The organism is Cellvibrio polysaccharolyticus (genome assembly GCF_015182315.1).
Lineage (GTDB): Bacteria > Pseudomonadota > Gammaproteobacteria > Pseudomonadales > Cellvibrionaceae > Cellvibrio > Cellvibrio polysaccharolyticus.
In genome coordinates this window covers 3,789,131-3,811,489 of the sequence record NZ_PRDL01000001.1, presented here as the reverse complement: position 1 = coordinate 3,811,489, position 22,359 = coordinate 3,789,131, and the positions used below count along the sequence as shown (strand labels likewise).

General features: G+C 52.8%; 22 protein-coding genes and 1 riboswitch. Of the genes, 11 read left to right on the top strand and 11 right to left on the bottom strand.

Annotated features, from left to right (window positions below; genetic code table 11):
- The first annotated feature begins 19 nt into the window (after positions 1 to 19).
- Positions 20 to 817 (top strand): indole-3-glycerol phosphate synthase TrpC, encoded by a 798-nt coding sequence (trpC, locus tag C4F51_RS16075; RefSeq protein ID WP_193911520.1) that lies wholly within the window; start codon positions 20 to 22, stop codon positions 815 to 817.
- Between the two features lie 144 nt (positions 818 to 961).
- Here trpC and crp read toward each other — a convergent pair whose 3' ends face one another.
- Positions 962 to 1,597, bottom strand: coding sequence for a cAMP-activated global transcriptional regulator CRP (crp, locus tag C4F51_RS16070; protein ID WP_193911518.1), 636 nt, complete (start codon positions 1,595 to 1,597; stop codon positions 962 to 964).
- 257 nt (positions 1,598 to 1,854) lie between these two features.
- Between crp and C4F51_RS16065 the strand changes: the two genes are divergently transcribed.
- The gene (locus tag C4F51_RS16065; protein WP_193911516.1) at positions 1,855 to 2,277 is read left to right on the top strand and encodes an OsmC family protein; all 423 of its coding nucleotides are present in this window, start codon (positions 1,855 to 1,857) and stop codon (positions 2,275 to 2,277) included.
- A 123-nt stretch (positions 2,278 to 2,400) separates the two neighbouring features.
- On the opposite strand, the gene coq7 is transcribed toward C4F51_RS16065, so the two are convergent.
- The gene (gene coq7, locus C4F51_RS16060) at positions 2,401 to 3,048 is read right to left on the bottom strand and encodes a 2-polyprenyl-3-methyl-6-methoxy-1,4-benzoquinone monooxygenase (RefSeq protein ID WP_193911514.1); all 648 of its coding nucleotides are present in this window, start codon (positions 3,046 to 3,048) and stop codon (positions 2,401 to 2,403) included.
- A 183-nt stretch (positions 3,049 to 3,231) separates the two neighbouring features.
- Here coq7 and C4F51_RS16055 point away from each other — a divergent pair, with 183 nt between their 5' ends.
- The 3 genes from C4F51_RS16055 (at position 3,232) to C4F51_RS16045 (ending at position 5,765) form a co-directional block, all read left to right on the top strand.
- A complete protein-coding gene (locus C4F51_RS16055) occupies positions 3,232 to 4,713 on the top strand; it encodes an AAA family ATPase (RefSeq protein WP_193911512.1) in 1,482 nt (493 codons plus the stop codon).
- Positions 4,714 to 4,863: 150 nt separating this feature from the next.
- Positions 4,864 to 5,226, top strand: coding sequence for a PilZ domain-containing protein (locus C4F51_RS16050; protein ID WP_193911510.1), 363 nt, complete (start codon positions 4,864 to 4,866; stop codon positions 5,224 to 5,226).
- Between the two features lie 152 nt (positions 5,227 to 5,378).
- Positions 5,379 to 5,765, top strand: a complete 387-nt coding sequence (locus C4F51_RS16045; protein WP_193911507.1) for a nuclear transport factor 2 family protein — start codon at positions 5,379 to 5,381, stop codon at positions 5,763 to 5,765.
- Between the two features lie 289 nt (positions 5,766 to 6,054).
- Here C4F51_RS16045 and C4F51_RS16040 read toward each other — a convergent pair whose 3' ends face one another.
- The 8 genes from C4F51_RS16040 to C4F51_RS16005 all read right to left on the bottom strand — a co-directional run bounded on the left by C4F51_RS16040 (position 6,055) and on the right by C4F51_RS16005 (position 11,462).
- On the bottom strand, positions 6,055 to 6,696 hold the full coding sequence (locus tag C4F51_RS16040) for a peroxiredoxin (protein ID WP_193911505.1): 642 nt from the start codon (positions 6,694 to 6,696) through the stop codon (positions 6,055 to 6,057).
- 442 nt (positions 6,697 to 7,138) lie between these two features.
- Positions 7,139 to 7,894 (bottom strand): twin-arginine translocase subunit TatC, encoded by a 756-nt coding sequence (gene tatC, locus C4F51_RS16035; RefSeq protein WP_193911503.1) that lies wholly within the window; start codon positions 7,892 to 7,894, stop codon positions 7,139 to 7,141.
- On the bottom strand, positions 7,891 to 8,310 hold the full coding sequence (gene tatB / locus C4F51_RS16030) for a Sec-independent protein translocase protein TatB (RefSeq protein ID WP_193911501.1): 420 nt from the start codon (positions 8,308 to 8,310) through the stop codon (positions 7,891 to 7,893). The genes tatC and tatB overlap by 4 nt, the downstream gene beginning before the upstream one ends.
- Positions 8,311 to 8,342: 32 nt before the next feature.
- Positions 8,343 to 8,579 (bottom strand): twin-arginine translocase TatA/TatE family subunit, encoded by a 237-nt coding sequence (tatA, locus tag C4F51_RS16025; protein ID WP_193911499.1) that lies wholly within the window; start codon positions 8,577 to 8,579, stop codon positions 8,343 to 8,345.
- A 32-nt stretch (positions 8,580 to 8,611) separates the two neighbouring features.
- Positions 8,612 to 8,950, bottom strand: coding sequence for a phosphoribosyl-ATP diphosphatase (locus C4F51_RS16020; RefSeq protein WP_193911497.1), 339 nt, complete (start codon positions 8,948 to 8,950; stop codon positions 8,612 to 8,614).
- A 25-nt stretch (positions 8,951 to 8,975) separates the two neighbouring features.
- On the bottom strand, positions 8,976 to 9,371 hold the full coding sequence (gene hisI / locus C4F51_RS16015; RefSeq protein WP_193911495.1) for a phosphoribosyl-AMP cyclohydrolase: 396 nt from the start codon (positions 9,369 to 9,371) through the stop codon (positions 8,976 to 8,978).
- A 17-nt stretch (positions 9,372 to 9,388) separates the two neighbouring features.
- On the bottom strand, positions 9,389 to 10,198 hold the full coding sequence (locus C4F51_RS16010; protein ID WP_193911493.1) for an aldo/keto reductase: 810 nt from the start codon (positions 10,196 to 10,198) through the stop codon (positions 9,389 to 9,391).
- Positions 10,185 to 11,462: an NAD(P)/FAD-dependent oxidoreductase gene (locus tag C4F51_RS16005; protein WP_193911491.1), complete on the bottom strand. Its 1,278-nt coding sequence runs from the start codon at positions 11,460 to 11,462 to the stop codon at positions 10,185 to 10,187. Before C4F51_RS16005 ends, C4F51_RS16010 begins: the two co-directional genes overlap by 14 nt.
- A gap of 307 nt (positions 11,463 to 11,769) precedes the next feature.
- Here C4F51_RS16005 and C4F51_RS16000 point away from each other — a divergent pair, with 307 nt between their 5' ends.
- The 3 genes from C4F51_RS16000 to C4F51_RS15990 all read left to right on the top strand — a co-directional run bounded on the left by C4F51_RS16000 (position 11,770) and on the right by C4F51_RS15990 (position 16,583).
- Positions 11,770 to 12,858 carry an SGNH/GDSL hydrolase family protein gene (locus tag C4F51_RS16000; RefSeq protein ID WP_235992350.1) on the top strand — a complete coding sequence of 363 codons (1,089 nt, stop codon included), beginning with the start codon at positions 11,770 to 11,772 and terminating at the stop codon, positions 12,856 to 12,858.
- Positions 12,859 to 12,868: 10 nt separating this feature from the next.
- Positions 12,869 to 14,158 (top strand): lipid IV(A) 3-deoxy-D-manno-octulosonic acid transferase, encoded by a 1,290-nt coding sequence (gene waaA / locus C4F51_RS15995; protein ID WP_193911489.1) that lies wholly within the window; start codon positions 12,869 to 12,871, stop codon positions 14,156 to 14,158.
- Between the two features lie 337 nt (positions 14,159 to 14,495).
- Positions 14,496 to 16,583: a cation:proton antiporter gene (locus C4F51_RS15990; protein WP_193911487.1), complete on the top strand. Its 2,088-nt coding sequence runs from the start codon at positions 14,496 to 14,498 to the stop codon at positions 16,581 to 16,583.
- A 166-nt stretch (positions 16,584 to 16,749) separates the two neighbouring features.
- On the opposite strand, the gene C4F51_RS15985 is transcribed toward C4F51_RS15990, so the two are convergent.
- Entirely contained in the window at positions 16,750 to 18,129 is a 1,380-nt protein-coding gene (locus tag C4F51_RS15985; RefSeq protein WP_193911485.1) for a TolC family outer membrane protein, read from the bottom strand.
- A gap of 483 nt (positions 18,130 to 18,612) precedes the next feature.
- Positions 18,613 to 18,701: riboswitch (TPP riboswitch) on the top strand.
- Positions 18,702 to 18,811: 110 nt separating this feature from the next.
- Here C4F51_RS15985 and thiD point away from each other — a divergent pair.
- From thiD to C4F51_RS15970, 3 genes are all read left to right on the top strand, one after another.
- Entirely contained in the window at positions 18,812 to 19,657 is an 846-nt protein-coding gene (gene thiD, locus C4F51_RS15980) for a bifunctional hydroxymethylpyrimidine kinase/phosphomethylpyrimidine kinase (RefSeq protein WP_202987707.1), read from the top strand.
- Positions 19,658 to 19,712: 55 nt separating this feature from the next.
- Positions 19,713 to 21,623 carry a phosphomethylpyrimidine synthase ThiC gene (gene thiC / locus C4F51_RS15975; protein WP_193912634.1) on the top strand — a complete coding sequence of 637 codons (1,911 nt, stop codon included), beginning with the start codon at positions 19,713 to 19,715 and terminating at the stop codon, positions 21,621 to 21,623.
- 93 nt (positions 21,624 to 21,716) lie between these two features.
- Positions 21,717 to 22,349: an NUDIX domain-containing protein gene (locus tag C4F51_RS15970; protein WP_193911484.1), complete on the top strand. Its 633-nt coding sequence runs from the start codon at positions 21,717 to 21,719 to the stop codon at positions 22,347 to 22,349.
- Positions 22,350 to 22,359 lie beyond the last annotated feature (10 nt).

The following is a 22,359-nucleotide window of genomic DNA, read 5'->3' as shown; positions in this document are numbered from 1 at the left end:
GGCGCTGGAGGAATAACCCGTGTCTGATACACCAACGGTGCTGCGTAAAATTATTGCGCGAAAGTGGGAAGAAATTGCCGAGCGCAAATTAACGGTATCGATTGACGATTTACAACAGCGCATCCTCGCACAAACGCCGGCGCGTGGATTTGTGCAAGCCATTGCCGACAATATCGCCCAGGGTAAAAGCGGCGTGATTGCGGAAATTAAAAAAGCATCGCCCAGCAAAGGTGTGATTCGGGAAAATTTTGTACCCGCTGAACTGGCGCGCAGTTATGAAATTGGTGGCGCCGCTTGCCTGTCGGTATTAACCGATGTTGATTTTTTTCAGGGTGCTGACCGTTATTTGCAGCAGGCTCGCGAGGCGACCAACCTGCCGGTTATTCGTAAGGACTTTCTGGTTGATGAATACCAGATTTACGAAGCCCGTGCGCTGGGTGCCGACTGCGTGTTGCTAATTGTTGCCGCGCTGGAACCGGAAAAATTAAAAGCACTGAATACGCTGGCGCTGGAGCTGGGTATGGATGTGCTGGTAGAAGTGCACGATGCCGCCGAGCTGGAAATTGCTTTGTCGCTGCCGAATAAATTGATCGGTATTAACAACCGCAATTTGCACACCTTCGACGTAACCCTGCAAACCACTTATGACCTGCTGGATCGCATTGGGGATGAGCGCATCGTCGTTACCGAAAGCGGCATTCTGGCCCCGGAAGATGTGGCTGCCATGCGCGAACGCCATGTGCATGCCTTTCTGGTGGGCGAAGCTTTTATGCGAGCGGAAGACCCGGGTACTGCATTAAAAACATTTTTTGGTTAATACCGGCTGATTCTGACACAGCAGCAGTAAAAAGGGCGATAGCCATGTGCCCCGGCGCAGGCTACTGCGGATCAGACAGCAATAAAAAAGTCGGCACCGGGGGTTAACCGGATGCCGACTTTTTTATTGGATTGAAAAGGGTGTTTAACGGGTGCCGTAAACAACCATGGTTTTTCCTTTTACCTGCACCAACCCCTGTTCCTCAAGCGTTTTCAATACCCGGCCAACCATCTCCCGCGAACAGCCCACAATACGGCCGATTTCCTGACGGGTAATTTTAATTTGCATGCCGTCCGGGTGCGTCATGGCATCCGGCTCCTTACACAAATCCAGCAGGGTGCGAGCAACACGACCGGTCACATCAAGGAATGCCAGGTCGCCTACTTTACGGGTGGTAGCGCGCAGGCGGCGAGCCATTTGAATGCCCAGCGCAAACAGGAAGGCCGGATAGGTTTCTGACAATTCCTGGAATTTTGCATAACTGATTTCTGCAACTTCACATTCGGACTTTGCTCGAACCCAGGCACTGCGGGAGTCGTGTTCATCGAACAGGCCCATCTCGCCAAAGAAGTCGCCATCGTTCAGGTAGGCAACGATCATCTCACGGCCTTCGTCATCTTCAATCAATACCGTGACTGAACCTTTAACGATGTAATACAGCGAATCACTTTTGTCGCCCGCATAAATAATAGTGCTTTTAGCGGGGTACCGACGACGGTGACAATGGCTTAAAAATTCATCCACGTTCTTAATATGAGGTGTTAATGAAACGGCAACCAAGGCGGAACTCCTGCGCAAATTTTAATAAAGAGTAAGAAAATTTTAGCGTTCTATTATGCTTGAAAAACGACGTGCCAGTCAGTTTACTGCTGAACGGCAAAATGTTGTGTGACATAGTTATAGAATGTTGAGTGCAACCTGTCCATGCAAAATAAGACCCAGTATGTGATTTTGTGCGCCAAATCCATTTTTTTACGGGTTGTGGTAATCTGACCGGCATTTCCCGGTGCGGTTTCGTCTCTTTAAGGTAATTGATTATGCAAGCAGTTGTGCGATGGGCGGGTAACGCCAGCTTTGTTGGTGAGTCAGGAAGTGGTCACGCGGTAACAATGGATGGCCCTCCGGATCACGGCGGCCAGAATCTTGGCGTTCGTCCAATGGAGATGATTCTGCTCGGGTTGGGCGGTTGTGCCTCGTTCGACGTGATGAGCATTTTGACCAAATCCCGCCAGGCGGTTACTGCCTGTCACGTTGAGCTGGATGCAGAACGCGCCGATGGCGTACCTTCGCCATTCACTAAAATCCATATGCATTTTGTGGTTACCGGCACCGACATCAAAGAAGCGCAGGTGAAAAGAGCGGTGGAGTTGTCAGCCACCAAATACTGCTCGGCCTCTATCATGCTCGAAGCTGCCGGCGTTGAACTGACCCACGATTACGAAATTCGCGCGGCTGAATAATCTATAAAAAACCTGCCCGGTTTGTCCGGGCAGGTTTTTTTGTGGCCGCTGTGTTGCAGGCGGCGCTCCGGCGCTCGTTCCGGCTTTAAAATAAACCCTGGCAATGAATTGCCGACCGTTTTCCTAAATACGGTAACTGGTTGCGGTCATGGCTTTCGATACCAGCGTCATGGCCTGGCGCACCGGAAACGGAAAGCGATAGCCGCCGGCTGAAAGTGCGGCTTCCGCATGACGGGCTTCGTCTTCCAGCATCTGTTCAACCACCGCACGGCTTTTTAAATCCTGCACGGGCAATTGCGTCAGGTGATCTTGCAAGTGACGGCACACTTGATTCTCTGTCGCTGCGACAAACCCCAGGCTGACTTTGTCGCTGACCAGACCCGCACCGGCACCAATCATAAATGACAGCCCGTACCACACCGGATTCAGGTAGCTGGTATGGCTGCCCAGGTCATCAATACGTTGCTGGCACCACACCAGGTGATCAATTTCTTCTTCGGCGGCGTGTTCCATTTCCTCGCGCACATCGGGCAGGCGGGCCGTCAGCGCCTGGCCCTGGTAGAGCGCCTGCGCGCACACTTCACCGGAGTGGTTAACGCGCATCAGCGCCGCCGCGTGTTGTTTCTCGCTGGCGGTCATTTCCTGTTCGTTAATCAGGTGTGCCGGTGTCTGCCGCTCGGCAACCAGATCGCCTGCACCCGCAAGGGTGCGAACGGCTCTATCGGCCTGAACGATCAAGCGGTCTAAAAAGGTTAAATGGGTTCCGGACATCAGGCGTCTCCCGCACAAGAGTGGACTTAAGGGATTGTAGCTGTTCAGCCAAAAGCCGGTAAGAGCCTTTCTCATTTGATTGTTGATTTATCGCATCAAACGGGATTTTTATTGTGCCGGCGATAGGGTATTTTGCTCTGCTTGTCGCCCGGTGGCGGGTGTTATTCAACAGGAGTTCGTTGCGTGCAAGATGCCAGGGATTTAAACCACTTTCTGGATGTTCGTATTCCGCTGGTGGTGATTGAAACGTTTGAAGAAAAGAAAGCGCTCGACCTGCTGCTGAAAGTGGCACAAAAGCACGGTAAGGATTGCCATCGCTGGTCGTTGACCGACGGCCTGGTGCAAATGAGCTTTGGCCCGCAACTGGTGCCGCAATCCACCAGCCTCAACGAGCCGGAGGCGGCGCTGGCTCATATCCGGGCGCAAACCACGCCGGGTATTTATATCCTCTGCGATTTGCATCCGTTTCTGAATGATCAGCCGAATGTGGTGCGCCTGGTAAAAGACATAGCGCTGAATCATTTTGCGGTGCCGCACACCCTGGTGTTTCTCAGTTATCAATTAAAGTTGCCGCCGGAAATTGCCCGTTACAGCATTTCCCATTCGCTGTCGTTGCCAGCTGACGAACGCATTATGGAAATTATCCGTGAAGAAGCGCGGCTGTGGTCCGAGCGGCACGGCAATACGCGGGTGAAAACCGACAATCTCACCCTGAAAAAACTGGTCAGCAATCTGCAAGGTTTGAGTGTGAGTGATGTTCGCCGTTTGGTGCGCAGCGCTATCTGGAACGATGGGCAAATTACCGACAGCGACCTGCCGATGATGAACAAAGCCAAATTCGCCCTGCTGGATATGGAAGGCGTCATGAGCTTTGAAACGCAAACCGAAACCTTCGCTCAGGTGGGTGGCTTGCATGGGCTGAAGCGCTGGTTGATGGCGCGCCGCAGCGCCTTTCATGGCGAAGACAGTAAACTGGATCGCCCCAAAGGTATTCTCTTACTGGGCGTGCAGGGCGGCGGCAAAAGTCTGGCTGCCAAGGCCGTGGCCGGATTGTGGGGGCTGCCGCTGCTGCGGCTGGATATTGGTGCGCTCTACAATAAGTACCACGGCGAAACCGAGCGCAATCTGCGCGAAGCGCTCAAGCTGGCCGATGCCATGTCGCCCTGCGTGCTATGGCTGGACGAAATTGAAAAGGGCATGAGTCAGGGCAGTAGCGATAACGGCACCTCTCAGCGCGTATTAGGCACCTTCCTCACCTGGATGGCCGAGCGGCGCAGCCGGGTGTTTATCGTGGCGACCAGCAATGACATTAGCCACTTGCCGCCGGAATTGATCCGTAAAGGTCGGCTGGACGAAATATTCTTCGTCGACTTGCCGGACAAAACCTCCCGGCAGGATATTTTCTCGATTCACCTGGGCAAGCGGCATTGTTTGCCGGAGCAATTTGATCTGCTGGTGCTGGCTGATGCTGCCGAGGGGTTCTCCGGTTCGGAAATAGAGCAGGCGATTGTGGCAGCGCTTTACCGGGCGGCGGCCGATGACGTCTCTCTTAATACCGATATCCTGCTAACCGAAATCACCTCGACCAGCCCGCTGTCGGTAGTGATGGCCGAGAACATTGCCCGCTTGCGACACTGGGCGCAGGAACGCACAATTCCTGCCTGATTTTCCTGTCAGGCGGGCCTTCGGCGGGAAACCTTTTGTTGTCCCTGGGCTCCAAAAAGAAGGCGGGTTTTGTGCTTTGCCGCCGCAGGGTCTTTACTGAATCTGTGTTCGGATAAAAACAATGACTTACCAACCAGCGCGAGGTGAATTATGAACCCGACAGAGCGTGTTAACGAACCGGTTGTATCGCCATCGCTGCTGGCCAGCGAGCCGATTGATGTCGTCGATAACCTGCGCGATATTGTCCTCGGGCAATTACAGACGATTGATTGTCAGCAATTGCAGCTTCTCGGAGATGTCGCGCTGGAAGCAGGTAAAAGCTACAAGCTGGATCTTCACCTGCCTTTTGCCGCCGCAGAATGCCCATCCATTCATCTCGGCGCAGACTGCAGCTGGCGCCGCCCGACGGCTGACGGACGGGTGCTGACCGGACTGATCATTTCCGATATTTCACCTCAGGCGCGAGAGCAAATTCAGCAGTTGATGGATCGCCTTGCCGCTCCGGCAGATTGAGCCCTCTGCCGGCTCCGACCAGTCTCCTAAAGCCACCCGAAATGTCGTAGAATTCCCCGCTAATCGATGTGCTGACGAAGAGGGGCTGCGGGATTTGGATTTCCGCAGACGGGTTTGTCGGTATCGTTGCCAATCCAGGATAGAGCGACATTATGAGCCCCAAAGAACTGGTCACCCGTTTTATATCGCTGATCCGCGCGCAACAGTTTGATCAGGCCAAAGAGCTGCTGGCCACGGATTCTTTTGAATATATCGGCCCCAATATGCGCTTCACCGACCCGGAAGACATGCTGAGCTATTTGTTCGGTATGGCGGGCATTCAAAAAGACATCGCTGTTCGCCAAATTACCGCAGAAGACAATTCGGTATTCGCTGCTCTGGATTACAAAACCTACTTTGAACCGATTGGCGATGTGCGTATCGCCATCTGGCTAATGGTTAAAGATGACAAAATCGTCAAGGTAGAAGGTTTTTACAATGCGGCGGTGGTGGAAAATATGTTGAATGTAGATGGCCAGCTGCCATTTATGATTCCCTGATGGTCGCTGCTGGATATTGATGGGTTGGATTATTTCGGCGACATTTGCGCATGAAATAAGAAAGTTATCCGAGGATCTGTAAAGAAATGTCCATTTTTAGAGGCTTTGCGGTGAGTTTCAGCCACAATGGACAACAAGTTATTTGCGTAGCTGCTACGACTCTCTGGCCAAGCCTGTAAAAACAGGTATTCAGGATTTTCAAAGGAGCTTTAATCGCGCAGGGTTCCACAGGGTGGTTTGTGGAAGGGGGGAGAAAGGGGGCCAATTGCGGCCCCCTTTTTTTATGACTTCAGTTTTTACGCGGATCCGGCGTCAGGCGCAGGTAGGGTTTTACGGCTTTGTAACCTTTCGGGAAGCGCTCACGAATTTCTGCTTCGTCCTGCAGTGACGGAACAATTACCACATCATCACCCGACTTCCAGTTACCCGGCGTTGCTACTTTGTGGTTGTCGGTTAATTGCAGTGAATCGATAACCCGCAAAATTTCATCAAAGTTACGCCCGGTACTGGCCGGGTAAGTAATGATCAGACGCACTTTTTTCGCAGGATCAATAATAAACAAGGAACGCACCGTCAGTGTGGCATTGGCGTTCGGGTGAATCATGTCATACAGCTCGGCAACTTTACGGTCGGCATCCGCCAGAATCGGAAAGTTGACGCGGGTGTTCTGGGTTTCGTTGATGTCTTCAATCCAGCGGTGGTGCGAATCTACCGGGTCAACGCTTACGGCAATTGCCTTCACATTACGCTTGGCAAATTCATCTTTCAGGCTGGCAGTCAAACCGAGTTCTGTAGTGCACACCGGCGTAAAGTCAGCCGGATGCGAGAAGAGCACACCCCATTGGTCGCCCAGCCACTGGTGAAATTTGATTTCTCCTTCACTTGATTCCTGTACAAAATCCGGTGCGGTATCACCTAAACGTAGGCTCATCTTATTGCTCCTCTGTTGATGGAAAGACGTCTATCCTAGGCAGAATCGCCCTGAGTGGGAAGGATTGTTTTGATCTTTGCTTGGAACAAAAACGGATAAGCAGAAAGCTTGATAGTACGGTTTTATTTTTCTGGACGATGTAAAAATCTGCGGCTGGCTGAATTATTAAACTCAACTTAAAAACCAATAAAAAATATATCCGGGAATACCAGGGCGGGGATGCGTATCAGTGCGGTCAGATAATTGAAAAATTCTGATGTAGTTTTTCTCATTTCTTCCGTTTGTCATTGGGGTATTTGTTCCAAAAACGCATAAATACATCCTTGTAGCTCCGACGAGTCATCCCTGACTCGACGGTTTTGGAACAAATACCCCAACGCCAAACTCGCATTGTGCAGATCTGAAATTATTGAGGGCGCGGATTATGTACGCTTTTTGATAATCAGCCTTCCGCGGCTTCGCGTTCGGCTTTGCTTTTTTCCAGCATTCTTCCGAAGAAAACGCCTACTTCAAACAGCGCCCACATCGGCAATGCCAGCAGAATTTGTGAGAACACATCGGGCGGGGTGAGTAACATGCCAATCACAAAACAGCCCACGATAATGTAAGGCCTTTTCTGAATCAGGCCATCAGCAGACACCACGCCGGCATGAATCAGCAAGATGGTTGCAATAGGAATTTCAAACGCAAAACCGAACGCGAAAAACATCTGCAACACAAAGTCGAGATACTTGGTGATGTCGGTCATGGTAGCAACGCCGGTCAAACCGATACTGGTAATAAAATTAAACAGCAGCGGGAAAACCACAAAATAAGCGAAGGCCATGCCGGCATAAAACAGCAACACGCTGGAAATTAATAACGGAATCGCCAAACGCTTTTCATGACGATAAAGGCCCGGTGCAATAAATGCCCAGACCTGAAAAAGAATAAACGGAATGGAAACCAGCACCGCAGCAAAGAAGGTCAGCTTCAGCGGCGTTAAAAACGGCGAGATCACGTCGGTGGCAATCATGCTGGTGTTTTCCGGCAGCAGATTTTGCAGTGGCGCCGAGATCAGGTAATAAATTTCATTGGCGAAGGAAAACAGGCAGCCGAACACCACCAGCACAAATATCAGGGTGTGCATCAGGCGGCGGCGCAACTCGACCAGGTGTTGAACCAGCGGCATTTCCTGGTCTGAAGCGGTATTGTTCATGATGGTTGCTTATTGCTATCGGGTGTTTCAGTTGGGGCAACAACAGACGTGGCGATATCGGTTGTTGCAGCCGTGTCGGTTTTTTCTGCAGGAGCGGGTAGCGCCGGTTGCGTATGGGTAGCGTCAGTGTCCTGCGTTAGCGAAGCAATTTGCGCCTCATTCTGACGCATGGCTGCTTCGATTTCGCGCCGGGTTTTCTCCAGACTTTGCATCACTTCTTCGTTATGCAATTGGCGGCGAATGTCATCTGCGCCAATCTGACGTTCCAGCTCGCTGCGGGTTTCGCGCAGACTGCGTTTGAAGCGGCCAATCCACAAACTGACACCGCGAACAGCTTCGGGCAGTCGCTCCGGGCCAATAACGACCAGAGCGACCACCGCGATCACTAATAACTCAAAGAAACTGATATCCAGCACATCAATACCTGTAGCAGAAACGAAAGGGCGTCTTATTTTTGCTCGTGCGTTTCACGCGCCGCAGTCTGGCGGGTTTCGGTAGTGGTTTTGTCGTCCAGAATCTGTGGCTCGGCGGTTTTATTGGCCGCTTCCTCGTCACCCATGGATTTTTTGAAACCTTTGATGGCGCTGCCCAGATCGCTGCCCAGAGAGCGCAAGCGTTTGGTGCCGAACAGCAGCAAAATGATGGCGAAAATCAGTAATAATTGCCAGGGACTGTTGATACCCATAATACTTCCTCACTAAACCGGTTGGCCGGATTTCAGGACTGCCGCGACGCTTTTTCGTCGAGGCCGGATAAGTTAAAACGGCGAGCCAGCTCCTGCAGAACCGCTTCAGCATCGGTTCCCAGGTGAGATAGCATCACCATGCTGTGAAACCACAAATCGGCGGTTTCATAAATGACATCACTGTTGTCGCCACTGACTTTGGCGTCCTTGGCGGCGAGCAGGGTTTCGGTACATTCCTCCCCCACTTTCTCCAGAATCTTGTTCAGTCCTTTTTGATGCAGGCTGGCTACATAAGACGATTCCGAGGAAGCCTGGTTTTTACGTGCCTCCAGCACCTCTGACAACTGGCGAAGCACATCGTTGGAGCTCATATTCCGATTTCCTGCAACTGGCACATTAATAAATCTGGTCGGGATCTTTGATCACCGGGTCGACAGTATGCCATTTTCCATCTCGCAGCACCCTATAAAAACAGGATTCACGTCCGGTATGGCATGCAATGCCACCAATTTGTTCCACTTGCAGAACAATCACGTCGGCGTCGCAGTCGAGACGAACTTCGCGCACGGTTTGTAGGTGGCCAGACTCTTCGCCTTTGCGCCACAAACGGTTGCGTGAGCGCGACCAGTAAACCGCGCGGCCTTCTGTGGCGGTCAGTTGCAGTGATTCGCGATTCATCCATGCCATCATCAGAATACGCCCGGTTGCGGCGTCCTGAGCGATGGCGGGAACCAGACCATCCTGGTTCCAGTAAACATCTTCCAGCCAGGAGACTGGTACAGATTCAGACATAAGGTTTCAGCCTTGTTTCAGTTTCGTGCTTGTTTCAAATGCAGTGCGGCAGAGGCATTACGTACATTGTCCAGCAGGTGCGCCGGGTTAATGGTGCCGATAATGGCGCTGCTTACGCCCGCTTGCCCGAGCACCAGATTCATACTCTGTTGAACCGGGTCGTCATGGGGCTGAGCGGACGTCAAATGGCCGCTGGCCAGTGCTTTTTTGATCAGCACGCCAACGCCGTTTTGATGGCAGGCTTCAATGACGGGCCGTTCATCCTGATAACCGGTGTTGAAGGTTACCATGAGCACATCGGCATAACGAGATGCCAGCAAGCCACCTTCGCAGGTTTTGCCAGAGAAGCCAAAGGCGCGAATCCAGCCCGCCTGCTTCAGCGTTGCCAATGTGTTGAAGACTTCATACCGGTGAATGATGTCAGTATCGTTACCGTCCGAGTGGATCAGCAACAAATCCAGATAGTCGGTATTGAGGCGCTGCAAGCTGCGGGCAATGCTATAGCGCAGATGCTCCGGCGTAAAGTTGAACGCTGACCTGCCATTGTGAAATTCTTCGCCGGCCTTGCTGCAGATAATCCAGTTCTGCCGTTGCCCGGCCAGCAATTTACCCAGGCGCTCTTCACTGTTGCCGTAGGCGGGCGCGGTATCAATCAGGTTGATACCGGCCTCGCGGGCGCAAGCAATTAAGGCGCTGGCCTGTCGGTCATCCGGGATGGTGAAGGCGTTGGGGTATTTAACATCCTGATTTCGCCCGAGTTTTACGGTGCCCAGCCCCAGCGGGCTGACCAGCATGCCGGTTTTTCCCAGCGGGTTATTCGTCATCATCGTCGGCGGTTTCGGGTTGATAAGCGGGCATGGGAAAAGCGATGTCCCATGGGGCCATGGCAATAGCTGGTGCCGGCAGCAGATCGGCCAGCTGGCGAAAAACAGCGGCAGGCGTTGCCTGTGATGGAAGAAGGCCATCTTCCTGCAGCAGCGCCAGCATCTGATTGCCGAAGTTGGGGGCCAGTGTCAGTTTGGTTGGCCAGCCGACGATAACATTGCTTGCCTTGTCGGTACGGCTGGCAAAGGCGTTGTCCGGGCGAGCAAGGCCTTGCTGTCGGGGTTCGGCACGGTTGACCGGCAGGGTTGCCCATTCGGCCTCTGAAAAGTCTAGCCAGGGCATCAGCGCTGCCAGTTCTTCGCGCGCTGCCGTAATCACGTCTTGCGGGCTTTGGTCGGCGCCTTCTTCGGCCAGTTGCCCGCCCAAATACCAGACCATTTTGCCATCGGCCGCGCTGTGGCTGGAAATGGTCAGGCGTGGCGTACTCCCGGTGCCGAGGCAGTGACCGTAAAAGCGGTGCAGGTGTTTGTGTTTGACCAGCACCTGTTGCAGCGGTCGGCGTTGCATGGCCGGTGTTGCTATTTGCAACGACTGCATCAGGGCTTCATTGCCTTCGCCTGCGGTAAAAACAAAACGCCGGGCGCGAATACGCACTTTGCCCTGTGCCGTTGGAATGGTCATTTCCAGCGCACCGTCGGCGGTGAGTTGAAACAGGGTGTGATCCGGGTATTGAAACAGGTGATGTTCCAGCGGTCGGGCCAGGTTGGCTACCAGCGAAGGTACATCCAGCACCATGTCGCCAATTTTATAGAGGGTGCCGCGAAAGTCGGCGTGTCGCAGTAGCGACGGGCGGCGATCATCGGCGACCGCGTCAACGCGGCCACGAATCAGTTTGCTGGCGAAGAAGCCGGTGAGCCGCGAGGTAACATTTTCGCCGGACCAGAGATAGAAATGATCGCTGAGAATGCGCGTGGCACTGATGTCAACATCGCCCTCGCCGCAGAGGCATTTTCGCCAATGTTGCGGCATGTCGGCAATGGCTTCCGAGGCGCCGCTGAGGGCACCGGCAAGGGTGTATTTCATGCCGCCGTGAATCATGCCCTGGGAGGCCATCGTCTGGCCGCTACCGAGCGCGTACTTTTCGAAAAGAGCGATCTGGTAGCCATCCTGTTGCAGGCGGTTGGCCAGCCATAAGCCGGCAATGCCGCCGCCGAGGATGGCGACGTCCAGATCAATAACAAGCGGCGATTCTGCGGAGTAGGGCATGTCGTACATTTTGACCATAATCGGAGATGGCTGTATAAAGCCGCACAGTATAGCGGTTGAATATCCCGCTGGTTGCAACAAGCTGTAAAAAGCGGATTTCCCGAGTCTGTGACAAGTGACGGCGTTCTTTTGTCCGTTTGTCATCAGGTTATTGGTTCCAAAAACGCATAGATACATCCCTGTAGCTCCGTCGAGTCGTCCCTGACTCGACGGTTTTGGAACCAATAACCTGATGACAAGCTCGCATTGTGCTGTTCATTGGCTGTCAGCCATTTGAAACAGGTTTTTCCAAATAAAGGCAAAGCTTATGAACTTATTGATGAAACACACTATCGGCCTGCTGGGGTTACTGCTGGCATTCGCTTCACCAGTGTGGGCGGCAGACAAGCTGGTAGGAGCGGATAATCCGCATTACCAATACACCGGTCGTGTGGATTTTGCTGACCCTGCTGCGCCGGTTATTTCCTGGCCCGGCACGTCAGTATCTACCGTATTTACCGGCACAGAGGTTTCGGTGGTGCTGGATGATCAGTTGGGTAAAAACTTCTTCAATGTGTTTATTAATGAAGATTGGAAAAACCCGGTAGTGATCAAGGCCAAAGCCGGTGAGCACACTTATCCGGTGGTGTCCGGCTTGCCAGCTGGTTCGCACAAGTTAACCTTGTTCAAGCGCACTGAGGGGGAAGAGGGCAGTACGGTATTTAAAGGGCTGTTATTGGCAGAAGACCAGCAGCTTGAAGCGCCGGATCGTCCGTTGGTGCGCAAGATTGAATTCTTTGGTGATTCCATTACCAGCGGTATGGGCAACGAAGCGCCTTTGGAGGGTAAGGACGATGACCTCGCGGATAAAAACCATTTCCTCTCTTACGCGGCGATCACCGCGCGGGCGCTGTCTGCCGAGCACCATGCTATTTCCCAGAGTGGCATTGGCATTATGGTGAGCTGGTTCGATTTCACCATGCCGGATTTTTATGACCAGTTAAATGCGGTGGGTAACAACGACTCCACATGGGATTTCTCCCAGTGGACGCCGGACGTGGTGGTGATCAACTTATTTCAAAATGACAGCTGGTTGGTGGAGAAACGCCTGACGCCGGTGCCGGATACCGAAGCCCGTATTCAGGCGTATGTTGATTTCGTCAGCCGCATCCGCACGCTTTATCCGGAGGCCACGTTGATTTGTGCATTGGGCAGTATGGACGCGACAGCGGACGGCTCGCCCTGGCCGGGTTACATTGAGGAAGCGGTTGCGCGCCTTAAAAAGTCCTCCAACGATCAGCAAATTTATACCTTTTTCTTCCCGTTTACCGGCTACGGCAAGCACCCGCGTGTGATTCATCACGAAGAAAATGCCAGGGCGCTGACCGATTTTATTCGCACCACCATGCAGTGGTAATCAGGGATTAATGATGCGCGCTTTATATTCACTGATACTTTACCTGGCCCTGCCTTTTATTTTGCTGCGGTTGCGCCTGCGGGCGCGCAAAGCACCGGCTTACGCCTTGCGCTGGCGGGAGCGCTTCGGGTTTGTGCCAGTGTTGAGTAGTGAAAAGCCGGTGGTGTGGTTGCACACGGTATCGGTAGGGGAGTTTCTGGCGGCGCTGCCGTTGATTCGTCAGTTGCAGCAGGATGAGGTGCAACTGGTGATTACTACCACTACACCGACCGGTTCCGAGCGGGTTAAAGCGGCGCTGGGGGATAGCGTTTATCACGTCTACGCCCCTTACGATTTACCGGATTGCCTCGCCCGATTTATGCGCCGGGTACAACCCTCGCTGATGCTGATGATGGAAACCGAATTGTGGCCAAACACCCTGGCGGCGTGTCACAAGCGCGTTGTACCGGCGGTGTTGATCAATGGGCGTTTATCGGCGCGCTCTGCCCGGGGTTATCAAAAATTTTCTGCCCTGACGCGGCCCATGTTGGCTCAATTAACCGCCGCCGGTATTCAGCACCGTGATGATGCCGATCGTTTTGCCGCGCTGGGACTGCCGACTGAACGTATACGCGTGACCGGCAATATCAAGTTTGATATCCAGCTGGCCGATGCGCTTCGCCAGCGCGCAGCGCAGCTGAAAGAAGAATGGACAGATCACGGCAAGCGGCTGGTGTGGATTGCGGCCAGCACCCACACCGGTGAAGATGAGATTATCCTGGATGCCTTTTCCCGACTGAAAAATGCCAACACGGCCGCTGCGCAATCGTTGTTGCTGGTGCTGGTGCCGCGCCATCCGGAGCGTTTCAATAACGTTGCCGAGCTGTGCGAGAAGCGCGGTTTTGCGATCGTGCGCCGTAGCCAGGGCGTAACTCCTGCTGCTGCCGATATTCTGGTGGGTGACACCATGGGCGAATTGCAATTGCTGTTTGGTGCCAGCGATATCGCTTTTGTGGGCGGCAGCCTGGTGCCCAACGGTGGCCACAATATGCTGGAGCCGGCAGCCTGGCAGTTACCGTTGAACAGTGGCCCGCACGTGTTCAATTTTGCTGAATCGGCGCGCTTGTTACAGGCAAATAACGCGCTGGTGTTGGCGGAAGATGCCGCTGCACTGGCCGCTGATACCTTGCAGCTTATTGAAGCACCGGCATTGCGCTTGCAGCGTGGTGAGGCGGCGCTGGCGGTGGTAGAAAATAATCGCGGTGCGCTGGAGCGCACTCTGCAATTGATTCGACAATTTATTGTTAAACAAAAGGATTAACCGTGGTGAGCCCAATTTACTGTTTTTTCAGTATTTTTTTGATTACCTCTTCCGGTGTACCACCTCACAACTGTTGTAACCCTATGCTCGATCCGCGCTTGTCAGTATACTTCGCGGCCTCACAGCATTGCGGAACGCCATTTTCCGGTCAAAATCGTTGATTTTCGGCAACGATTGAAAAGGTGTTTGTCAGGACGGTCAGCATCATCGGCTCTGACTGCCTGACAATTTATTCCACCCAAGACAATGCAACCGCAGCAGGGTGCAGGCGGTTTGTTGATGAACTGTCTGCCCTGTTATTTGATAAAAACTCGCAGAATAGCTGAGGGATCGTCCAATGGTGTTAAGTCTTACATCAACGCTGTCTTTATTTGTGTTGATTGCTCTCTCTACGGTTATTTTCTTCGCCGCCAAACGTTTCAAATTGCCTTATACGGTTTTGCTGGTGCTGGTGGGCGTATTGCTGGTGCCCATTGTTAACCTGCCGTATTTAAGCGTTGTGTTCGGTTTCCTCAACGATCTGGTGCTGACGCCGGAGCTTTTGTTTTACATATTCCTGCCCGTATTGATTTTTGAATCGGGATTTAATATGAGCATTCGAAAAATGCTCGAAAGTGCCTGGGCTATTTCGCTTTTGTCGGTTGCAGGCTTGTTTGTCTCTGCGCTGGTTATCGCCTCACTGTTGTACCTGCTGCTTCCCCTGATTGGCATCAATATCCCCTTTATTATTGCTCTGCTATTTGGCGCAGTGATCTCACCTACCGACCCGGTTGCGGTGCTTTCCCTGTTCAAGGAGTTTAAAGTTCCCAAGCGCCTGGGGATGATTTTTGAAGGTGAAAGTCTTTTCAATGATGGTACGGCAGTCGCGTTGTTTTTCGTTCTGCTGGGAGTGGCAACCTATGGCTTCCAAGGCTCGGAAACGGTTGTAAAAGGCGTAGCCGATTTTGTCATCATGATCGTGTCCGGTATTGCGATTGGGCTTTTAATGGCGGCATTGATCACTCGTGCTCTACGATTAACCCGCAGCAACGAATTTGTAACGGTAACCTTATTAATCATTTCTGCGCATTTGGTGTTCATTACGACTGAGGTGATCAATCATTTGGGATACTTTCATGTGTCTTCGATTATTGCTACGTCGGTCGCCTCGCTGTTTATGGGCAATTATTCCCGCAATATTCTCGCCCCCAAGGTAGACGAATATCTGAGCAAACTGATTGAGCACATGGCTTTTATCGTCAACTCGCTGGTGTTTTTATTAGCCGGCTTGCTTTTTGCCAGTTCGGGGGTGGACTTCAGCGATCTCTGGTTGCCTATTTTGATCGGGGTGCTGGTTGTTGCTTTTGCAAGAATGGTTTCTGTGTACTGTGTGGTGCTGCCGCTGAACATGAGCGGCGTGGAAGAGAAAATCCCGCTCAGCTGGCAAAAGTTGATGTCATGGGCAAGCCTCCGTGGAGCGCTATCCATCATTATCGTATTGATGATTCCGGAAGGCTTTACCATTGAAGGCTGGACTTATGAGCATTCCCCGAGAGACTTTTTGCTGGCGCTGACGATTGGTTGCATTCTGGCTACTTTGTTCGTCAAGGCGCCTCTTATCGGACCCATGATGCGTCGTTATCACATTGAGGATCATAATCCGCTTTCGGTGGTACAGAAGTCAGACCTGGGGGTCTACTTTTTGTTAACCGAACGTTCCCGCTTGCAGGAATATCTGAAAAAAGGATTTATCAGCTACGAGCATTATGTGCGGTTGGTGGCACAGGTGAACCATAAAATAGCCACCGCCGAGACAGAGCGCGCCAGCCTTATCGAACGTTACGGGTCGAACGTTTTTGTTCAATCGCTGCATTTTATTATGGTTCGTGTTGAATTGACGGCGCTGAAACGTTTATATGTGAACGGTGAAGTTAATGAAAATGTTTATCGGAAAATTCATGGCAAATTAATGTTGCAGTTGGAGAAAATTGAAGGTGCGCAACATAACGCTATCAACCCTGAACTGGATATCGACTCGAGGGATGTTTTTGACCGGCTGGTCAACTTCTCTCGCAGAATGCTTTCCAAAAAATCCAATGAATTCAGTCGGGAAGAAAAACTGCAATATTATCGTGCTCAAATGATCATGGCGCGCAAGGCTGTGATGACGGTCGATAGCATGCAAGGTTCTTTTGACCGGCCTATTTTTATAAGTAACATTTGTGACGAGGTTCTGGAGCGTTATCGGCGTTACAAAGAGCAATCTTCGTCGAAAATGGACGCGCTGCTGGGTTCGTATCGCGATGAACTGGAGCCTCATTTGATCCGGTTGGCAGAATGTTCTTTAGATGCATCCGGTTCGATTGCGCTCACCTATCTGCATGAAAATGGTTTGATTAACGAAGCCGATGAAGACGAAATCCGGCATCGTTTCACCATTGGTTAAATAGCGTTGACCTGTTTGGTGGCATAAACACAAAGTAGTTCATTAAGTATCACTTGGCAGAAGTCACCTTTAAGGTGGGGACACACTAAACGGATGTTGGAGTGACCATAAAAAAACGCTGGCTCCTTGCGGAGGCCAGCGTTTTTTTATGGTGTCAGTATATGGCTTACTGAATGTACTGGTTGCGGTTAACCGGTGCCTGGGCTTCCAGCCAGCGATCAATCTCCTGCACATCGGCGGGGGTCAACATGCCGGCCACTTCACGTAACTGAATGGTGTTGATGATGTAGTCATAGAGCGCGGTTGCATAGTTGCGGCGCGCCTGGTACAGCTGACGCTGTGATTGCAGTACTTCTACCAGGTTGCGGGTGCCCACTTCATAACCGGAGCGGGTTGCTTCCAAAGCGCTTTGGCTGGAAACAATGGCCTGCTTTCTGGCATACACCTGGGATACGCCGGTCTCAACTGACAGGTGCAACGCACGGGCAGACTGAATCACATTGCGCTGGGTGTTGTTGTAAATTTCCTGTGACTGGGTAAACAGCGCATAGGCCTGGCGGGTGCGGCTGGAGGTGCCGCCGCCGCTGTACAGCGGAACATTCAAATTGATACCGATGGTGCTGCCATCGGTGCGGGTATCAAAAGGCGCGCCGAACTGGTCGCCATCTTCACGGTTGTCACTGTAAGACAGCGATGCAGAAACGGTTGGCAGGTGACCGGAGCGAGCACCTTTGGCGGTTTCACCGGCGGCATCGGCGCTGAGGCGTGCTGCTTTAAGGCCGTAGTTATTTTTCAGCGAGAATTCTACCCACTGATGGCGGTCAGCCGGTACCGGCGCAACGACCGGAAAATCCGCTGCCAGTGGCGCAACCTGGTCGTGGCTGCGGCCGGTGAGTACTTCCAGCGCTTCATAAGCAATGCCCAGCGCACCGCGAGCTTCGAAGGTGGCGGCGGTGGCGCTGTCATAAGCGGCCTGGGCCTCATGCACTTCGGTAATGGCGGTCAGGCCTACTTCAAAACGCTGTTGGGTTTGTTCCAGCTGGTGCTCCAGCGCATTTTCTTCGGCGATGGTGGCTTCCAGCGTATCAATCGAGCGCAGCACGTTAAAGTAAGCATTGGCCACCCGCACAATCAGGCTTTGCTGATCGGCACCGAACTGGGCTTCTGCCTGTTCGGACAGTTTGATGCCCTGCTGGTAGCTGTACCAGGAGGCCATATTAAATAAGGGCTGATCCAGAGAAACGGTCCAGCCGCTGCGGGTGCGATCACTGCTGCGGGTAACGGTGTTGCCGATTCGGTCGCGAACGTCGGAGTCACTTTCGCTATAGCTGGCGCTACCAATAACTTGTGGCAGCAGGTTGGCGCGCCCGAGAGTGCGGTATTCCTGGCCGGCTTCAAAGGCTGCCCGGTCGGCTTTCAATTGCGAATCGTTGGTCAAAGCCAGCTCGTAAATATCGAGCAGGGTTTCAGCGGAAGCGGTAATGGGCGCAAGCGCCAGACTGCTGACAAGCAGGAAAAATGTGGTTCTTTTAGAGAATATTTTCATGTGGGTGGCGTATCCGGCTAATAAAATCGTCCAATCGGTCGAGTGTAAAGGTTTGGCCATAGCGGGTCGAGATGACACTCTAACCTGAGCCGTTAAAAAGAGTAAACATGATGATTGTCATGACCTTCACCAGGGTTGTTTACCCCTATGACGCACAGCTCGGGCAAAAGCCGCGTCAGCAGCCCGGTTTTTATTGTCGACCCCTGTGCTGGCGCGCCTGTATCAAGGTGCAGCCTTGGTTATGACGCCGAACCCCGGTGAATGGATGCACCTTGTTGAAAAGAGCTGGGGCTGAAAAAAGCCCAGGCTAAAAAAGTCCGGGCTGAAAAGAGCCCGGACATCTCTGCAAAACCTTGTGTCATCTTCAGCGCGCCAGCATGAAACTGGCTACCAATAATGACAGCGGCGCCTGCCGCAGGCTGTCAGTAGAAGCTGTCGCGCATGCCTGCCTTTACAGCCTTGCCAGACTTCTCTAGACTGCCAGCCATCTTGTCGGGGTGCTATTTAGGCTGAGAAATACCCGCACACCTGATCCGGTTAGTACCGGCGTAGGGAACGAGAGTCACGAGCGTCTTTTATTACGACGTCAGATCCTGTCTGATTTGAGCTGGACTTATTGATTGTTTAATGAGCCGCTCGCTCCTGCTGTCTGTCCTGCGCCATCGTTATTCTGGAGCGGACATTGACATCCACACAACATTTTTCCGGTAATCCCTCGGTTGTTACACCGATTGCGCTCACCATCGCGGGTAGCGATAGCGGCGGCGGCGCGGGTATTCAGGCTGATTTGAAAACCTTCTCTGCGCTCGGCGTTTTTGGCTGTAGCGTGATTGCCTCTCTGACGGCGCAAAACACCCTGGGCGTGCAAGGCGTTTTGCCCATTCCTCCCGATTTTGTTGCACAGCAAATTCACTCGGTACTGAGCGATATTCCGGTGCGCGCCATTAAAACCGGCATGCTGGCCACCGCCGATATTATTGCCACTGTGCAGTCCTCCCTCGCCAATTACCCGCACTTGCCGCTGATCGTTGACCCGGTGATGGTTGCTACCAGTGGCGACCGTTTACTGGCCGAAGATGCCATGGAACAAATGCGCAAATTACTCGCCCGCGCCACGCTGATTACTCCCAACTTGCCCGAAGCGGCTGCGCTGCTGAACACCGGGGTGGTGAGCGGTCGTGATGCCATGCTTCGTCAGGCCGAAGGTTTGCTGGCGTTGGGTGTTACAGCGGTGCTACTCAAGGGCGGGCACGATGTGCAGGAACCGGAAGCGACTGATTTGCTGCTCACGGCGGCTGGCGAAGCCTGCTGGTTGAGTAAACCCCGTTTGCAAACCCGCAATACCCACGGCACCGGTTGCACACTCGCTTCGGCGGTGGCGGCAGGTCTGGCGAAAGGCCTGTCTTTGAAAGATGCCGTGACAGAAGCCAAAGATTATATCCACGAGGCCATTCGCCATTCCGATGCATTACACATCGGTAACGGCTCGGGGCCGGTGCACCATTTTTATCGCTGGCACCAGGCGTAAAAAACACAGCTTATTAAAACTATTATTTAAAGATAAAAAACCGAGGAGATGAATGATGAATGCCAAGGCGGAAAAGATTCTCAGCCAGAGCGCAGAGGTAGATAAAGCCTCGGTGCAGCCGTTTACCGGCTCGCACAAAATGTATGTGACCGGCTCACGCCCGGATATCCGTGTGCCGATGCGTCAAATTACGCTGGACGATACCCCCACCGATTTCGGCGGCGAAAAAAATCCACCGGTGCGCGTTTACGACACCTCCGGCCCCTATACCGACCCGCAGGTAACCATTGATTTGCGTACCGGTTTACCGGATGTTCGTACCGGCTGGATCAAAGAGCGTGCCGATACCGAATTACTGACCGACACCCAATCCATTTTCACCAAAGAGCGCCTCGACGATCCGAAGCTGGCGCACTTGCGTTTTAACCTCACCCGTCAGGCTCGTCGCGCTTTGCCGGGCAAAAACGTATCGCAAATGCATTACGCCAAACAGGGTATTATCACGCCGGAGATGGAATACATCGCCATCCGCGAAAATATGGCGCTGGCGCAAGCCCGTGAGTTGGGTATTTTAAAAGAGCAGCACGCCGGCATGAGCTTCGGTGCCAGCATCCCGGAAGAGATTACCCCGGAGTTTGTGCGCGCAGAAGTTGCCCGTGGCCGCGCGATTATTCCTGCCAATATCAACCACCCCGAATTGGAGCCGATGATTATTGGCCGTAATTTTCTGGTCAAAATCAACGGTAATATCGGCAATTCTGCGCTGGGTTCTTCTATTGAAGAAGAAGTGGAAAAGCTCACCTGGGGCGCCCGTTGGGGAGCCGATACGGTGATGGATTTGTCCACCGGTAAAAATATTCACGAAACCCGTGAGTGGATTATCCGTAATTCCCATGTGCCGATTGGTACCGTGCCTATTTATCAGGCGCTGGAAAAAGTAAACGGTGTTGCGGAAGATCTGACCTGGGAAATTTTCCGTGATACGCTGATTGAACAAGCCGAGCAGGGCGTGGATTACTTCACCATTCACGCCGGTGTCTTGCTGCGCTATGTACCGCTCACCGCCAAACGCGTTACCGGCATTGTGTCTCGCGGTGGTTCCATCATGGCCAAATGGTGTCTGGCGCATCACCGGGAAAATTTCCTTTACACCCATTTCGAAGACATCTGCGAGATCATGAAGGCTTACGACGTGTCCTTCTCGCTGGGCGATGGCTTGCGCCCCGGTTCTATTGCCGATGCCAACGATGAAGCACAGTTTGGCGAGCTGGAAACCCTCGGTGAGCTGACCAAAATCGCCTGGAAGCACGATGTCCAGGTGATGATCGAAGGCCCCGGCCATGTGCCGATGCACCTGATCAAAGAGAATATGGAAAAGCAGCTGGAAGTGTGTGATGAAGCGCCTTTCTATACCCTTGGGCCATTGACTACCGATATTGCACCCGGCTACGACCACATCACCTCCGGTATTGGTGCGGCGATGATTGGCTGGTACGGCTGCGCGATGCTTTGTTATGTGACGCCGAAAGAACACCTCGGCTTGCCCAACAAAGACGATGTGAAAGAAGGCATCATCACCTACAAAATTGCCGCCCACGCGGCCGATCTGGCCAAAGGGCATCCGGGCGCGCAGCTGCGTGACAATGCACTGTCCAAAGCACGTTTTGAATTCCGTTGGGAAGACCAGTTCAACCTCGGCCTCGACCCGGATACGGCGCGCTCTTACCACGATGAAACCTTGCCAAAGGAATCGGCCAAGGTTGCGCATTTCTGCTCCATGTGCGGCCCCAAGTTCTGCTCAATGAAAATCACCCAGGAAGTGCGTGAATATGCGGCCAAACACGGCACCGATATTTCCGCCATTCCGGAAGACAAGGTGATTCGCATGATTGATGTAGAAGCCGAGATGCAACAAAAGGCGCGTGAATTTGTGGAACAGGGTGCGGAGATCTACCGGAAGGTATAAGCTTTCTGCCGGATGTTTTTTCGCTCAAAACGCCAGACACTGTTCTGGCGTTTTGCATTCTGTTTCCTTGTATTGTCATAAGCCGACACCATTATGTCTTTGATCTCCCTGCCTTGCGCGCCCTTTACCGGGGCCGATGTTGAAGTGGAAAACCGCGAGTCCATGTACCGCGGTTTTTTGCGTATTGAAAAGCTGACACTGCGCCACCGGCTGTTTGCTGGCGGTTGGAGCCGGTCGTTTACCCGTGAGGTAGTGATTCGCGGTGCGGCGGTGGGCGTGCTGTTATATGACCCCGAGAATGATCTGGTTGGTTTGGTTGAGCAATTCCGGGTGGGTGCGCTGGCTGAAAATTCTCCCTGGTGTCTGGAAGTCGTGGCCGGCATGGTTGAAACGGGAGAAACCCCGGAGGCGGTGGCGCTGCGGGAGCTGGTAGAAGAAGCCGGTGTGGAAAATGTGGCATTGGAGTTTATCTGTCAGTATTTTCCAAGCCCCGGCGGTACCGATGAGCGCATGCATCTTTTTTGCGCACAGTGTAATCTGCAAAATAGAGAAGGCGTATTTGGTCTTGATGACGAAAATGAAGATATACGTTTTCATGTGCTGCCCGCCGATCAGGTGATGGCAGCATTAACCGGCGGTCAATTTAATAATGCCGCGGTATTGATTTGTTTATTGTGGTTGAGTCTCAACCGCCAGCGTTTGCAACAAGCAGTCGGCGCCGCCTGAGTCGGTGTAC

Excerpts from the sequence above, each read along its gene's own strand:
- C4F51_RS16045 (WP_193911507.1), top strand. The coding sequence starts at position 5,379 with ATGAGCCCCAAAGAACTGGTCACCCGTTTTATATCGCTGATCCGCGCG.
- waaA (WP_193911489.1), top strand. The coding sequence starts at position 12,869 with ATGATGCGCGCTTTATATTCACTGATACTTTACCTGGCCCTGCCTTTT.
- tatA (WP_193911499.1), bottom strand. The coding sequence starts at position 8,579 with ATGGGTATCAACAGTCCCTGGCAATTATTACTGATTTTCGCCATCATT.
- C4F51_RS16005 (WP_193911491.1), bottom strand. The coding sequence starts at position 11,462 with ATGCCCTACTCCGCAGAATCGCCGCTTGTTATTGATCTGGACGTCGCC.
- C4F51_RS16050 (WP_193911510.1), top strand. The coding sequence starts at position 4,864 with ATGAACCCGACAGAGCGTGTTAACGAACCGGTTGTATCGCCATCGCTG.
- coq7 (WP_193911514.1), bottom strand. The coding sequence starts at position 3,048 with ATGTCCGGAACCCATTTAACCTTTTTAGACCGCTTGATCGTTCAGGCC.
- C4F51_RS16020 (WP_193911497.1), bottom strand. The coding sequence starts at position 8,950 with ATGAGCTCCAACGATGTGCTTCGCCAGTTGTCAGAGGTGCTGGAGGCA.
- C4F51_RS15970 (WP_193911484.1), top strand. The coding sequence starts at position 21,717 with ATGTCTTTGATCTCCCTGCCTTGCGCGCCCTTTACCGGGGCCGATGTT.
- C4F51_RS16065 (WP_193911516.1), top strand. The coding sequence starts at position 1,855 with ATGCAAGCAGTTGTGCGATGGGCGGGTAACGCCAGCTTTGTTGGTGAG.
- C4F51_RS16010 (WP_193911493.1), bottom strand. The coding sequence starts at position 10,198 with ATGATGACGAATAACCCGCTGGGAAAAACCGGCATGCTGGTCAGCCCG.
- tatC (WP_193911503.1), bottom strand. The coding sequence starts at position 7,894 with ATGAACAATACCGCTTCAGACCAGGAAATGCCGCTGGTTCAACACCTG.
- C4F51_RS16040 (WP_193911505.1), bottom strand. The coding sequence starts at position 6,696 with ATGAGCCTACGTTTAGGTGATACCGCACCGGATTTTGTACAGGAATCA.
- C4F51_RS15985 (WP_193911485.1), bottom strand. The coding sequence starts at position 18,129 with ATGAAAATATTCTCTAAAAGAACCACATTTTTCCTGCTTGTCAGCAGT.
- C4F51_RS15990 (WP_193911487.1), top strand. The coding sequence starts at position 14,496 with ATGGTGTTAAGTCTTACATCAACGCTGTCTTTATTTGTGTTGATTGCT.
- C4F51_RS16000 (WP_235992350.1), top strand. The coding sequence starts at position 11,770 with ATGAACTTATTGATGAAACACACTATCGGCCTGCTGGGGTTACTGCTG.
- hisI (WP_193911495.1), bottom strand. The coding sequence starts at position 9,371 with ATGTCTGAATCTGTACCAGTCTCCTGGCTGGAAGATGTTTACTGGAAC.
- thiC (WP_193912634.1), top strand. The coding sequence starts at position 19,713 with ATGAATGCCAAGGCGGAAAAGATTCTCAGCCAGAGCGCAGAGGTAGAT.